A 13,737-nucleotide genomic window follows, 5' to 3' on the forward strand; every position below is an offset into this window, starting at 1 on the left:
CGTCCGGACCAGGACTGGTTCCAGGGCTGGACCGTGTTCTATTGGGCCTGGTGGTGCACCTGGGGTCCGCTGGTCGGGGTGTTCGTCGCCCGCGTCTCCCGGGGCCGCACGCTGCGGCAGATGGTCGGCGTGGTAATGGTGGTGCCGACCATAGTGGCGATCTTCTGGTTCAGCGCCTTCGGTGGCGGCGCCATAGCCCAGGTCATCGACGGCAGTGGCGCGCTGGCGGCCGGTCTGACGGACGTCAACATGGCGATCTTCCAGTTCCTCGAAATGCTGCCGCTGGCGGCCGTCACCTCGGTGCTGGTGGTGGTCCTGCTGGTCATCTTCATGGTCACCTCCATGGACTCCGGTGCCCTGGTGGTCGACAACCTGGCGGCGGGCGGCGACCCGGGTACCTCGCCGGTGCAGCGCGTGCTCTGGCTGGTGATGATTGCCCTGGTGACCATCACCTTGTTCGTGATTGGCGGCGATACGGCGCTCAAAGGCATCCAGGCCGGGGCCGTGGCCATGGGCCTGCCGTTCATGGCACTGATGCTGCTGCTGATGATCGGCTTTCTCAAGGCGCTGAGCCAGGAGCCGCGCGGCTGACCTACGGCCTCGCCGACGAGGCAGGCGCCTCGCCTGCCTCTGTCGTTGGCTGAGCCACTTGCGCCGAGTGTGGCGCGAATGGATCGGCGGAGGACGTGGATAGAATACTTTTGGATTGCCCCATGACCCTATAGTCAGCCGCCAAATAATCATCCGTTCGCCAAGTTTTGGCGTGGCGTGCGGATGCACTTGGCAAACGTATGGATAGTGTTGTTGCCCCGGTCGGGGGTGGTTTCCGTGTGCAAGCTCGAGTGTTGTTTAGGGAAGGGGAAACAAATGATGTTGCGAGTCGGTTAATGATTTAAACGCATTAATAGCCCGTATAAAAATCATGTGTCAGAAGTTGGTTTTTATCGAATTATCGGGGCTGATAAAACAGCCTGGAGGTAACCGCACAGATTCATCGGCTCGCCTTGAGCCCCGCGTGCACAGCGGCATACAGACAATAATAATGGAGCACATGCTATGAGTAATTCCAGCGGGGTTTTTCGCGGCGTCGATGCCGGGATAACCTTGATCTCGATCCTGATAATTGCGGCCTTCGTCGGCTTTTGCGCCGTTATGGGTGAGCAAGCCGGGGCACTATTCGGCGAACTGTCCACGACTATCCTGCAGAACTTCAAGTGGTTCTATCTGGCCATGGCCTCGGCCGTGCTGGTTTACCTGTTGTATCTGATGACCAGCCGTTACGGCAATGTCACCCTGGGTAAGGACGGCGAAAAGCCCGAGTTCAGTACGATTTCCTGGTTGTCCATGTTGTTCAGTGCCGGCATGGGCATTGGCCTGCTGTTCTGGTCGGTGGCCGAACCCATGTGGCATTACGCTGGCAACCCCTTCAGCGTCACCACCCTGAGTGCCGAGTCGGCCGAGTCGGCGATGCGCGTGACCTTCTTCCATTGGGGCATGCATGCCTGGGCGCTGTACCTGCTGCCGGCGCTGTGCCTGGCCTACTTCTCCTTCCGCAAGGGCAAGCCGCTGTCGATCCGCTCGACCCTGACCCCGCTGTTCGGCGAGGCGCGGATGAACGGCTGGCTGGGTAGCCTGTTCGACATCCTGATCGTGGTCGTCACCGCGTTCGGCATCGCCACCTCCTTCGGCCTCGGCGTCGAGCAACTGGCGACCGGGATCAAGACCCTGAGCGGCTTCGAGCTGGGCATCGGCCTGAAGATGGGCCTGATCCTGGCGATTTCCCTGATTGCGATCATGTCGGTGGTGTCCGGCGTCGACCGTGGCATCAAGCTGCTGTCGTTGTGGAACATGCTGTTGTCGCTGGTCATCCTGGCCGCGGTGATGGCGTTCGGGCCGACCCGCTACATCCTCAACACCATTCTCGAAGGCACCTCCGGTTATGCCCAGAGCGTTATCGGCATGAGCCTGTGGAGCGACACCCAGAACGATGCCGGTTGGCAGAACTGGTGGACCGCCTTCTACTGGGCCTGGTGGCTGACCTGGGCGCCCTTCGTCGGCACCTTCATCGCGCGGATTTCCCGTGGCCGCACCATTCGCCAGCTGGTGATGGGTTCGCTGATCATTCCGGTGCTGTTCAGCTTCGTCTGGATCGGTACCTTCGGCGGCGCCGCGCTGTTTTACGAGAAGGCCGATCGCCTGGCGCATCAGGAGCAGGTAGCGAGTCAGGCACTGAGCGGTGAAACAGCCGAGTTCACTGGCGGGGCCATCCTGCTGGCGACCAAGGCCGACGCCACCTACTCGCTATTCACCCTGTTCGACAAGATCGAGCAGTCCTCGGGCATGGCCATCGGCGGCCTGCTCGGCGCGCTGGCCTCGCTGCTGATCGTGACCTACTTCGTCACCTCGGCCGACTCCGGCACCCTGGTGGTGAGCACCCTGGCCGCCCGCGGCAATATCCATCCGCCGACCTGGAGTCGCGTGGCCTGGGGGTTGATGGTCGGTGCCATCGCCGCGGCCCTGCTCTGGTCGGGCGGCCTCAAGAGCGTACAGACCGCGAGTATCTGCGCCGCCTTGCCGATCGCGGTGATCCTGGTGCTGATGGCCATGGCCCTGCATCGCGCCCTGCTGACCGAATCTGCAGCCAGCCTGCAATTCACCAGCGTTGACGACCCGCGCGCCTCGGCCAGCTGAGACTTGCGCGTGGTGTAAGACAAGGGCCTGCCTCCTGCTCGGAGGCGGGCCTTTTTCATTACGGCTGCCCAGGATGTGACGGGGCTGGAGCACTGTGGATGAGCATCGATAGTTACAACCTGGAGCGCTTTATCGACGATCTGCGGCGCCTCGTCGCGAGCGCCGTCGATGAAACCAGCCTGCTGGGGCAAATTGCACCGCTGGCCCAGCGGGTCGCCGCCGAACGCGGTTGGCTGCGCGCGGACATGTACAACGCCGATCCGCAGCTGGGCTTTGGCACCAGTCTGCTGCACGTCGAGGCCGATCAGTCGCTGTTCGTGGTGGTCGACAGCTGGCTGCCCGGACGCGGCGTGCCCCCTCATGACCACGACACCTGGGCGGTGGTGGTGGGCGTCGAGGGCAGTGAGCGCAATATCTTCTGGCAACGCCTGGACGATGCCACGCGCCCCGGTTATGCCGAATTGCAGCGCCTGGACGAGCAGTGCATTGCACCCGGGCAGGTGCTGACGATGCCCAGCGGCAGCATCCATAGCGTGATCAATGAAACGCCGCACACCAGCCTGTCGTTTCATGTCTACGGCCGTCACCTCAACCATACCGCCCGCCGCCAGTTCGACCCGGCACACAACCGCGAACTGCCGTTCATCATCGACGCTGGTTGAGGCTGGCCGGGGCCGCAGAGCCTGGGGCGGTGCTTTTGCGCTGGAGCTGGCTGCTGAGTCAGGTCAGAATATCCCCCTTACGCGTGCCACAAGTCTGTCAGCCGGTGCGCCTCGCCACGCTGTCGACACAGGTTCCGCATGACTCAAACGCCGAAAGATCCGCTGCATGGTGTCACCCTGGAAGCCATCCTCAACGACCTGGTGGCCAAGCTGGGCTGGGATGGCCTGGCGGCGCGCATCGATATCCGCTGTTTCAAGAGTGATCCGAGCATCAAGTCCAGCCTGACCTTCCTGCGCAAGACTCCCTGGGCGCGGGAGAAGGTCGAGGCGCTGTATATCCGCCTGCAGAAGGGCTGACCAGTGCATCCCGGGTTGCGCCTGGGCTTGTCCGGGCCACGGGACAGCACGCCTCCTGCAGGAGCGGCCTATGGCTGCGATGGGCCGCAAACCTGTCAAATATTCGCGGTTAAAGCCCCTCCCACAAGAACACTGCCGCACCCGTAGGAGCGGGCCATGGTCGCGAAGGCCGCAAGCCCGTCAAAATATTCGCGGCTAAAGCCCCTCCGACAAGAACACTGCCGTACCCGTAGGAGGCGCGCCACGCCCGCGATGGGGGCTGCGGCCATGGCCCGCTCTTGCAGGGCTTTATGTGGATTTAATTTATATATAAAACAACGACGTAGTTATTGTTTGATGAGAGAGGCGCTCAGATCCGTAGCCCGGACGCAATCCGGGGAGGGGTGTATGGCCACTGCCGAGTCCCGGGTTGCGCCCGGGCTTTTTCGGGCTACGGGATCCCGGTGGGGTGGCTCTGGCAGTCCTTGCAGATGAGCATGGGCTCTACGCCCGGTGTCTACCGCCAACTGGCCTGTACCGCTGCCAGCGGGGGGACGCATTGGCTGTAGCTGCCCGGCTGCAGATAAGGCGCGAGGATCGGCGCCATGCCTTTGAGTACCTGCACCGGCAGCGCCGAGGTGAAGGTGAATTTCTCGGCGGCGCTACCGGGGACGAAGGCGGTGAGGGTGCCGTAATGGCGTGGGCCGATGAAGAAGACGAAGGTGGCGGTGCGGTTAATCGTCCGTGAGCTGAGTACGCGGCCGCCCCGGCCGACGGTTTCGACCCGGTTGTCGCCGGTGCCGGTCTTGCCGCCGAGGGTCAGCAGGCGACCGTCGGGCAAACTGAAGCTGCCTTGCAGCCGCCGGGCGGTGCCGCCTTCGACCACTTGCGAGAGTGCGCCACGCAGCGCAGCGGCCACTTCGCTGGGCATAACCCGTTTGCCGTTCAGGGCATTGCGTTCGACCCGGGTGTCGTAGGGCGTGTCGGCGGCGAAGTGCAGGCTGTCGATGCGCACCGTGGGTTGGCGGACGCCGTCGTTCTGGATGATGCCCATCAACTCGGCCAGTGCCGCCGGGCGGTCGCCGGAACTGCCGATGGCGGTGGCCAGCGACGGCACCAGGTACTCGAAGGGGTAGCCGTGCTTCTGCCAGCGCTGGTGGATGTCGAGGAAGGCCTCGACCTCCAGCATGATGCGGATACGGCTGTCGCGGGCGCTCTTGTGCCGGCTGCGGAACAGCCAGCCGTAGACTTCCTGACGCTGGTCGCGGCTGGCGAGCACGGCGTCGCTGAAGCTGGCCTCGGGTCGTTCCCGCAGGTAACCGAGTAGCCACAGTTCCAGTGGGTGGACGCGGGCGATATAGCCCTGGTCGGGCAGGCTGTAGGCACCGGGGCCGTAGTTCAGGTACAGCTCGCGGATGCGCTTGTCGCTGAGTTTTTCGTTGGGCGCATGGGCGCGCAGGAAGGCGGCGAAGGTCGCCTCGTCGACTTCCGGCATCAGGTAGCGGTGCACGGCGGCGAGGCGAGACGAGGTGCGGCGCAGGCCGCTGAGGAATGTCTCGAGGCGCTGTTGTGCCGGCTGGTCCTGGTATTTGCGCCAGAAACGCAGGAGGAAGGTCGTGCCCTCGCGGTCGGCGAAGCGGCGGAGGTAGGCCTGGCGCCGCGGGTCCTTGTCGTCCTTCATCAATTCGGCGCTGTTGCCCGGTGCCTGGTAGGTGCTGTAGCGCACCAGGTCGCGCATCAGGCGGATGAACGGCAGGTTGATCGACTCGCGTAGCGCTTCGCGCAGGGTCGGGTTGCGGCCGTTGTCTTCGCGGCGGAAGTTGCCGAAGGTGTGCAGGCCGCCACCGGTGAAGAAGCGCTCAAAGGGACTGGCGGAATACTTGCGCTCCAGCGCGTCCTCGAGCATGGCTGGCAAGCTGGCGTCGGGGTCGCGGCTCAGGTAGTCGATGGCCCAGTGGCTCAGATAGTCCTGCTCGGCAACCTCCACGGCGCGCAGCTCGGCAGCGCTTTGCCCGGCATGGCGCTGGTGCAATTCGGCGATGATTTCCAGGTAGGTGGCCAGTACGCGCAGTTTGGCGGTGGAGCCGAGTTCCAGTTTGCTGCCTTCGTTGATGTCGAAGGGTTGGTCGGTGTTGTCGGTCTGCACGCGCACCCGGCTGCCATTGGCCGTGCGTTCGAGCAGGGTGAAGCTGTAGCGCACTTCGCCGGTTTTTTCGGCGGACAGCAAGCGTTCGCCGAACAGGCCGATCTGCTCGGCAAAGGCGGGGTCGGCGAGTTGCTCCAGATAGGTGCTAACCGCTTGCTGCAGTTCGTCGTTGAGGGTGGTGCTGGCGGCGAGGTCGAGGCGGTCGAGGTCGTAGAACGGCATATTGAGCAGCGCGGAGAGGCGCGTGCGGGCCACACTGATGCCCTTGTTGCCGTCCACCGTTTGCAGGTTCGGCTGCAGCGCCCAGTTGCGGTAGCTGAGCGGGTTTGCCAGGGCGGCATCGCGCAGTGGCGTGTCGATCAGGCCGCCGCTCGCCAGCAGGCGGATATGGCTGTCGACCAGGCCGGCCAGCTCGTGCCGACCCTGGGCCAGGTAATAGGAGGGCCGGCGCTGGGCGATCATCATGGCCAGCACCTGGCGCAGGGCCAGGCCGCGTTCGGCAGTGCTCGCCTCGGGCGAGCGTTCGGGGTCGAGCAGGCGGTTGACCCTGGCGAAGTCGGCACCGAACCAGATGCGCAGGCCATCGGCCAGGCCGTGTACCTCGCCATGCCCGGGCGCGGCGGAGAGCGGCACGCTGTTGAGGTAGTCGCGCACGATGTTCTGCCGCGCCGTCAGGGTTTGCGGGCCGCCTTGGTAGGCGCGCACGCTGGCCGAGACCATCTGCCGCAGTTTTTCCTTGGCCGAGTGGGTCAGGCCGTCCGCCGAGTGGCGGTATTTCTCCAGCTGGGTGGCCAGGGTGCTGCCACCGGCGGATTGATCCTGCACATCCAGCACCTTGCCGACCTGCGACAGCGCGGCCATGGTGAAGCGCGGCCAGTCCACCGCCGGGTTGGCCTGTGGTTGTTCGGGGTCGAGCAGGTGGCGGTTCTCGATGAACAGCAGGCTGGCGACCACCAGCGGCGGGATGGCGCTGAAACTCGGGTAGTGCTGCTGCGGGTAGCGGAACTGGTAAAAAGGTATGCCGCGGCAGTCGCTGATGAGCAGCCCGGTCTGGGCTTTCTCCGTAAAGGGCGCGAAGAAGCCGCGTTGCGTGTAGTCGAGCAAAGCCGGCGAGAAGCGCGCCTGGCGGGTGATCTGGAAGTCGCGCTGCTGCAGGCGCTCCAGCATCTGCGGCAGGTAGGCGTAACCCTGGCGTTTGTCGAAGGGACCGTCCTGCGGGTAGAGGATCGCCGGGCTGGGGCCAGGTTGCACGCTGTAGCTCAGGCTGTTGCCGTAGCGGCTGAGGTAGTGGGCCTGGAAATGCGCGGTGCGCAGTTCGAAAATGAGCAGCAGCGCCGCAGCGGCCATCAGCAATGTCAGCAGCAACCAGACGGCGATGCGCAGCTTGCTGGCGCGTTTAACCGGCTTCAGGTAGAGCGCCGGTTTGTCGTTGGTCGGAAGCGCCTTCTCCGGCGCGTCGGATTGCCATAGTACGCCCATAATTGCTTGGTCTGACCTCAAATAGCCCTTCACAACAGCTTAGTCACTGCTTGTTGAGTTAGACGCTGTTGCTATTTGCCAAGTCAAAAAATATTCCAACAGGGCGTGGTGCAGCAGCGGCAAGCCGGCGACTGCATGCGCGGCTTTATGGACCGGCCACGGCGAAGTGCAGGCACTATAATCGGTTCTGTCGTCGCACGCGCAGCGAGGGACTCATGCAGCACGATCACCGCGAACAGCTCGCCCTCAGTTGGCAGGTCAATGCCGACGCCTGGACCGCCGCCGTGCGCGAGCGGCGCAGCGAAAGCCGCCGCCTGGTCACCGATGCGGCGATTCTGCAGGCGGTGCTGGCGCTGAGTCCCGCGCGGGTTCTGGATGTCGGTTGCGGCGAGGGCTGGTTGTGTCGTGGCCTGGCCGCACGCGGCATCGAGGCGGTGGGGGTGGACGCCTCGGCGCCGTTGATCGAGGTGGCGCGGGGCGCAGATAGCCCGCTGGCCTGCTACCGGGTCTGCGGTTATGCCGAGCTGGCAAGCCAGGCCGCGCAACTGGGCCGCTTCGACGTGCTGGTGTGCAACTTCGCCCTGCTCGAAGAGCCGCTGGCGCCGACCCTGGAGGCGCTGCACGGGGTATTGGCGGCGGGCGGCCATCTGTTGATCCAGACCCTGCATCCCTGGCGCGCCTGCAATGATGCAGCCTATCGCGACGGCTGGCGGGTGGAAAGCTTCGCCGGTTTCGGCGCGGGCTTCGCGCAGCCGATGCCCTGGTTCTTTCGCACCCTGGAGTCCTGGCTGAGCCTGCTCAAGCAAACCGGCTGGCGCCTGCAGTGGCTGCAGGAGCCGCTGCACCCGGAGAGCGAACAGCCGGTGTCGCTGTTGCTGCTGTTGAGTTCCGAGCGCAACAGAGCGGCATAGCCTTCGGCGGGAGGTGGACATGCAACTGCTGCTGAATATCGATGTGCCGGATCTGCCAGCTGCCCTGGACTTCTATGCCCGGGCCTTCGACTGGCGGGTGGGCCGCTACCTGTTCGGCGGCACTGTGGTCGAACTGCAGGGCGCGCCGCTGCCGATCTACCTGTTGGCCAAGCCAGCCGGCAGCGCCGCCTTTGCCGACGGCGAACAGCTGCGCAGTTACCGGCGGCACTGGACGCCGCTGCACCTGGATCTGCTGGTCGAGGACCTGGATGCCGCCCTGGCACAGGCGCAGGCGGCCGGGGCGCGTCGCGAAGGCGAGGTCGGCGACTATATATGGGGCCGTCTGGCCCGCATGAGCGACCCGTTCGGCCATGGTTTCTGCCTGATGCAATGGCGCGGACGCGGCTACGAGCAGGTCGCCGATTGAGCAAGCGGTCATGTCCGGGGTGAGCCGCATATCGCGCAGTACTCTGATCCCTGGCGAGTGAATTGAATGAGGAGGCGAGACGATGCGTACGCTTGAGCTGGCCGCTGCACCGGTGCCGGTGATCGGCCAAGGCACCTGGCGGATGGGCGAGGATGCCGCGCAGCGCCGCGCGGAAGTGGCGGCGTTGCGCCTGGGCATCGAGCTCGGGCTGAGCCTGATCGATACCGCGGAGATGTATGGCGAGGGTGGCGCCGAAGTGGTGGTGGGCGAGGCGATTGCCGGGTTGCGCGACCGCGTGTTCCTGGTCAGCAAGGTCTATCCGCACAACGCCAGTCGCAGCGGGGTTGCCGCCGCTTGCGAACGCAGCTTGCAGCGCCTGAAGAGCGACTGCATCGATCTCTACCTGCTGCACTGGCGCGGCCAGTATCCGCTGGCGGAAACCGTCGAGGCTTTCGAGCGCTTGCGCGAGCAGGGCAAGATCAAGCGCTGGGGCGTGTCCAACTTCGACCTGGACGACCTGCAGGAACTGAATGAGCCGGCCTGCGCGACCAATCAGGTGCTGTACAACCCCGAGGCGCGTGGCGTCGAGTTCGACCTGCTACCCTGGCAGCAGCGCCAGGGCATGCCGCTGATAGCCTACTGCCCGCTGGGCCAGGGCGGGCAATTGTTGCGCAACCCGGCGCTGCGCGAGGTGGCCGAACGACACGCCGTCACCCCGGCGCAGGTGGTCCTGGCCTGGGCCTTGCGCCAGCCCGGGGTGATCGTCATTCCCAAGGCGGTCGACTCCGTGCATCTGCAGTTGAATGTCGAAGCGGCGTCCTTGCAGTTGAGCGCCGAGGACCTGGCGCTGATCGATGCGGCCTACCCGGCGCCGGCCCGCAAGCGGTATTTGCAGATGGTATGAATGATTCCGCGCCCCTCGTCAGCCTCAGGTTGCCTGCTTGCTGCTCAGGCTGGCCTTGGCTGGTTGCGCCGCCAGCAGGTGTTCCGGCAGGTCGAGGAGGTCGTCGTCGAAGGTTTCCAGCGGCGGCGGGCGGCGTTCGAAACGCGCGCCCAGTACCAGCAGGCAGGGTGTTAATAGCAACGTCAGCACGGTGGCGAAGCTCAGGCCGCCGGCGATGGCGCTGGACAGCTGGGTCCACCACTGGGTCGAGGGCGCGCCGACGCCCAGACTCGGGGCCAGCAGGTCGACGTTGACGCTGAGTACCATGGGCATCAGGCCGAGAATGGTGGTCACCGCCGTGAGCAGCACCGGGCGCAGGCGCAGGCTGCCGGTTTCCAGCGCCGCCGCGCGCGGCTCCAGGCCCTGGCGGCGCAGCTGGTTGTAGGTGTCGATGAGGATGATGTTGTTGTTCACCACGATGCCGGCCAGGGCGATCAGGCCCATACCGACCATGACGATGCCGAACGACTGGCCGTTGACCAGCAGGCCCATCAGCACCCCGGCGGTGGACAGGACTATGGCGGACAGCACCAGCAGGGCCTGGTACAGGCTGTTGAACTGGGTCACCAGGATCAGCGCCATGAGGAAGATCGCCACGCCGAAGGCGGTGGCCAGGAAGACCGCGGCCTCGCGCTGGTCGGCATCCTCGCCGGCGAAGGTCAGCTGCACGTCCGTCGGCGGCTCGCCCATGGCTTCGCGCAGTGCTTGCAGGCGTTCGTCCAGGCGCGCGCCTTCGGCCAGATCGGCCTGCAGGGTGATGGTGCGGTTGCCATCGACCCGGCGCAGGGTGCCGACCTTGGGCGCCGGCTCGAGCGCGACGAAGTTGCCCAGCGGCACCTGGCCACTGGGCGTGTTCAGGGTCAGGCGGCCGAGTTGGTCGAGCGAACGCCAGTCGGCGGGCAGGCGCACGCGGATGTCGACCTCGTCGGTGGCGTCCTCCGGCCGGTAGGTCGCCAGTTTCAGGCCATTGCTGACCATCTGCACGGCGTTGCCGACGCTCAGCACGTCGGCGCCGAAGCGGGCGGCGGCCTCGCGGTCGACCTTGATCCGCCATTCGATGCCGGGCAGGGCGCGGTCGTCTTCGATGTCCTGGAAGCCGCCGATGCTGAGCATGCTGGCGCGCAGCCGCTCGACGAATCGATCGGCCTTGGCCGGATCCAGGGCGCCGATCTGCAGCTTGACCGGTTTGCCCCCGCTGGGGCCTTGTTCCTGTCCGCGGAACTCGAGGACCACCCCGGGAATGTCGGCACTGCGCTCGCGCATGTCGGCGAGAATCTGCCGGGCCGGGCGCCGCTCATGCCAGTCGACGAACTGGAACTGCAGGGTGCCGATCACGTCGACCCCGAGCTGGCCGTCCGGCTGGGCCAGGGAGCGGGCGTACAGCGCCTTGACCTCGCTCATGCCGAGCAGGCGACGTTCGACCTGTTGCAGCAGGGCGTCCTTTTCCTGCACCGACAGATCGCCGCGGGCGCGCAGCCAGATCTGCGCATTATCCGGCTCGACCTCGGGGAAGAACTCCACGCCATGGTTGTAGCGGCCGTAGCCGGCATAGATCAGGGCAACCAGCGCGAGAATGCCGAGCAGGGCCAGGCCCGGCCGGCGCAGCAGTCTGTCGAGCAGCTTGCGGTAGGCCCGGGCGCCACGGCTGGGCGTGCCCGGCAGCGGCTGCGGGCGACCGCCGGTTACCGCACCCAGTACCGGCAGGAACACCAGGGCCATGGCCAGGGAGGCGAGCAGGCAGACGATCACCGTGGCCGGCAGGTATTTCATGAACTGGCCGACCACCCCGGGCCAGAACAGCAGCGGCAGGAACACCGCCAGGGTGGTGGCGGTGGAGGCGATCACCGGCCAGGCCATTCGCGTCGCCGCGTTGGCCCACGCCTGGCGCGGGTTCTGGCCCTGGTGCAGGTTGCGGTCGGCCAGCTCGGAGACCACGATGGCGCCATCCACCAGCATCCCGGCGACCAGGATCAGGCTGAACAGCACGACTATGTTGAGGGTGAAGCCGAGCATCCAGATCAGCAGGATGCCGGTCAGGAAGGCGCCGGGAATGGTCAGGCCGACCAGCAGCGCCGAGCGCAGGCCCATGCTCGCCACCACCAGGATCAGCACCAGGACGATGGCGGTCATCACGTTGTTGAGCAGGTCGCCGAGCAGGCTCTCGACTTCCTGCGACTGATCCATGATGTAGTTGACCTGCAGGCCTTCGGGCAGCAGCGGCTGGGCCTGGACCATCAGCGCCTTGATCTGCTCGATGGTGGCGATGATGTTGGCGCCGCTGCGCTTGGCCACCTCCAGGACGATGGCGGGCTGGCCGTTGATCCGGGCGAAACCGGTCGGGTCCTTGAAGGTGCGCTGGATGCTGGCGACGTCGCCGAAGGTCACCACGCTGCCGCCGATCACCTTGATCGGCATGGCCAGCACGTCTTCCAGGTTCTCGATCACCCCGGGGACCTTCAGGCTCATGCGTCCGGCGCCGGTGTCCAGGCTGCCGGCGGCGACCAGGCGGTTGTTGCGGCTGACCAGGTTGAACAGCTCGCTGTAGTCGATGCCGTAGCCGTCGAGCACCTGCGGGTCGACGACGATTTCCAGCAGGTCTTCGCGATCGCCGCCGATCTCCACCGAGAGCACCTCGGCGATGCCTTCGATGTTCTCCTTCAACTGGCGGGCGACATACACCAGCTGCGCTTCGGCGATGGGCCCGGACAGGCCGATCGACAGCACCGGGAACAGCGCCACGTTGACCTCGTTGACCGTCGGTTCCTCGGCTTCCTCCGGCAGTTTGCTGCGCGCGCTGTCGACCTTCTCGCGCACATCGATCAGCGCCGCCTTGGCGTCGAAGCCGGCATCGAATTCCAGGGTCACCGAGGCATGCCCCTCGCTGGCCATCGAGCGCATTTCCTTGACCGCTTCGAGGCTGCGCAACTCCTGCTCGAGCGGCCTGACCAGCAGGCGCTCGGCGTCTTCCGGGCTGATCCCTTCCAGGCTGACCGAGACGTAGATGATCGGGATGCTGACGTCCGGGTTGGCTTCCTTGGGGATGGCCACATAGGCGGCCAGGCCGCCGATCAGCAGAAAGGCCAGCAGCAGCAGGCTGGTGCGGCTGCGATCCAGCGCCGCGGCGATCAGGGCGTGCATTTCAGCTGTCCTCGCTGGCGAGTTGGCTGAGCACCTGCTGGCCGGGTTCGACGAAACCCTGGCCGAGGGTGATCAGCGCGACCCGCGGCGGCAGACCGCTGACCCAGGCGCCCTGATTGTCGACGCTGATCAGCGTGACCGGGGTGAACTCGACCCGTTGCTGCGCGTTGACCCACTTCACCCCATGCCGGCCGGCCTGATCCAGACTGAGCAGGGCCGGGGAGAGGCGGTGGGCCATGGCCTCGCCGGTCTGGATGTGCAGGGTGGCGCTGGCCCCAGCCAGGCGCTGCCGCTCGGGGTTGTCGACCCGCACCTCGATGCGGAAGCTGCGCGAGTCGGGGTCGGCGGCGGCGGCGATGAAATGCAGCTCACCGGCAAGCTCGCGGCCGTCGAGCAGCTGCACGCGTACCGGCTGGCCAAGGGTCAGCTGGATCACCTCCTGCTGGGCGATCTGCGCGCTGACCTTGAGCTGGCGGATGTCGACCAGGGTCAGCAGGCTCTGCCCGGGCTGGACGAAGTCGCCCAGCTCGACCTGGCGCGCGTCGTAGACCCCGGCGAAGGGTGCCTCGATCCGGGTGTTGCGCAGGTGCAGGCGGGCGGTGGCCAGTTCGGCGCGGGCCTTGGCCAGCTCGCTGTCCAGACGCAGCAGCTCGTTGGCGGAAAACAGGTTGCGCTCGCGCAGGCGTTTGGCCGAACTGACGTCGGTCTCGCGCTGGCGCACCTCGGCTTCGCTGCGCGCCACCTGGGCGGTGCGGTCGTCCGGCGACAGGCTGAGGAGCAGCTCGCCCTGTTCGACCGGCTGGCCCTTGTCCCGGTCCAGGCGCAGCACGCTGGCGCTGATCTGCGCGCGCAATTCGACCCGGCGCCAGGCTTCGACCTGGCCCTGGACCACGTGCTGGCGCTGCATCGGCTGGGCCTCCAGCCACTGGATCTCGACTTTCGCCAGCCCCTGCTCCACGACGGGCTGATCGGCGCTGGCGGTTTTCTGCGCCTTGAACAGCGAG

10 protein-coding genes are annotated in these 13,737 nt (G+C 65.9%); 7 read left to right on the top strand and 3 right to left on the bottom strand.

What is annotated here, in order from left to right; translation table 11 throughout:
- The 4 genes from ABZE94_RS14415 to ABZE94_RS14430 all read left to right on the top strand — a co-directional run.
- Positions 1-591 (top strand): BCCT family transporter (locus ABZE94_RS14415; protein WP_372876201.1); only part of this gene is annotated, 591 nt, incomplete at its 5' end.
- Positions 592-1,056: 465 nt separating this feature from the next.
- Complete coding sequence (locus tag ABZE94_RS14420) at positions 1,057-2,691, top strand: BCCT family transporter (RefSeq protein ID WP_372876202.1); 1,635 nt, start codon at positions 1,057-1,059, stop codon at positions 2,689-2,691.
- A 98-nt stretch (positions 2,692-2,789) separates the two neighbouring features.
- Positions 2,790-3,353 (top strand): hypothetical protein, encoded by a 564-nt coding sequence (locus tag ABZE94_RS14425; protein WP_372876203.1) that lies wholly within the window; start codon positions 2,790-2,792, stop codon positions 3,351-3,353.
- Between the two features lie 138 nt (positions 3,354-3,491).
- The gene (locus ABZE94_RS14430) at positions 3,492-3,710 is read left to right on the top strand and encodes a VF530 family DNA-binding protein (RefSeq protein WP_372876204.1); all 219 of its coding nucleotides are present in this window, start codon (positions 3,492-3,494) and stop codon (positions 3,708-3,710) included.
- Positions 3,711-4,206: 496 nt separating this feature from the next.
- Here ABZE94_RS14430 and ABZE94_RS14435 read toward each other — a convergent pair whose 3' ends face one another.
- Positions 4,207-7,314: a transglycosylase domain-containing protein gene (locus ABZE94_RS14435; RefSeq protein WP_372876205.1), complete on the bottom strand. Its 3,108-nt coding sequence runs from the start codon at positions 7,312-7,314 to the stop codon at positions 4,207-4,209.
- 215 nt (positions 7,315-7,529) lie between these two features.
- Between ABZE94_RS14435 and ABZE94_RS14440 the strand changes: the two genes are divergently transcribed.
- The 3 genes from ABZE94_RS14440 to ABZE94_RS14450 all read left to right on the top strand — a co-directional run bounded on the left by ABZE94_RS14440 (position 7,530) and on the right by ABZE94_RS14450 (position 9,556).
- Positions 7,530-8,225 carry a class I SAM-dependent methyltransferase gene (locus ABZE94_RS14440; protein ID WP_372876206.1) on the top strand — a complete coding sequence of 232 codons (696 nt, stop codon included), beginning with the start codon at positions 7,530-7,532 and terminating at the stop codon, positions 8,223-8,225.
- Between the two features lie 19 nt (positions 8,226-8,244).
- The gene (locus tag ABZE94_RS14445) at positions 8,245-8,652 is read left to right on the top strand and encodes a VOC family protein (protein ID WP_372876207.1); all 408 of its coding nucleotides are present in this window, start codon (positions 8,245-8,247) and stop codon (positions 8,650-8,652) included.
- 82 nt (positions 8,653-8,734) lie between these two features.
- On the top strand, positions 8,735-9,556 hold the full coding sequence (locus ABZE94_RS14450) for an aldo/keto reductase (protein ID WP_372876208.1): 822 nt from the start codon (positions 8,735-8,737) through the stop codon (positions 9,554-9,556).
- A 24-nt stretch (positions 9,557-9,580) separates the two neighbouring features.
- On the opposite strand, the gene ABZE94_RS14455 is transcribed toward ABZE94_RS14450, so the two are convergent.
- Together ABZE94_RS14455 and ABZE94_RS14460 are read right to left on the bottom strand one after the other, a co-directional pair.
- Positions 9,581-12,733 (bottom strand): efflux RND transporter permease subunit, encoded by a 3,153-nt coding sequence (locus ABZE94_RS14455; RefSeq protein ID WP_372876209.1) that lies wholly within the window; start codon positions 12,731-12,733, stop codon positions 9,581-9,583.
- A 1-nt stretch (position 12,734) separates the two neighbouring features.
- A partial coding sequence (locus tag ABZE94_RS14460) for an efflux RND transporter periplasmic adaptor subunit (RefSeq protein WP_372876210.1) occupies positions 12,735-13,737 on the bottom strand: 1,003 nt, incomplete at its 5' end.

The organism is Pseudomonas sp. (assembly GCF_041601375.1).
Classification (GTDB): domain Bacteria; phylum Pseudomonadota; class Gammaproteobacteria; order Pseudomonadales; family Pseudomonadaceae; genus Aquipseudomonas.

Excerpts from the sequence above, each read along its gene's own strand:
- ABZE94_RS14455 (WP_372876209.1), bottom strand. The coding sequence starts at position 12,733 with ATGCACGCCCTGATCGCCGCGGCGCTGGATCGCAGCCGCACCAGCCTG.
- ABZE94_RS14445 (WP_372876207.1), top strand. The coding sequence starts at position 8,245 with ATGCAACTGCTGCTGAATATCGATGTGCCGGATCTGCCAGCTGCCCTG.
- ABZE94_RS14440 (WP_372876206.1), top strand. The coding sequence starts at position 7,530 with ATGCAGCACGATCACCGCGAACAGCTCGCCCTCAGTTGGCAGGTCAAT.
- ABZE94_RS14425 (WP_372876203.1), top strand. The coding sequence starts at position 2,790 with ATGAGCATCGATAGTTACAACCTGGAGCGCTTTATCGACGATCTGCGG.
- ABZE94_RS14435 (WP_372876205.1), bottom strand. The coding sequence starts at position 7,314 with ATGGGCGTACTATGGCAATCCGACGCGCCGGAGAAGGCGCTTCCGACC.
- ABZE94_RS14420 (WP_372876202.1), top strand. The coding sequence starts at position 1,057 with ATGAGTAATTCCAGCGGGGTTTTTCGCGGCGTCGATGCCGGGATAACC.
- ABZE94_RS14450 (WP_372876208.1), top strand. The coding sequence starts at position 8,735 with ATGCGTACGCTTGAGCTGGCCGCTGCACCGGTGCCGGTGATCGGCCAA.
- ABZE94_RS14430 (WP_372876204.1), top strand. The coding sequence starts at position 3,492 with ATGACTCAAACGCCGAAAGATCCGCTGCATGGTGTCACCCTGGAAGCC.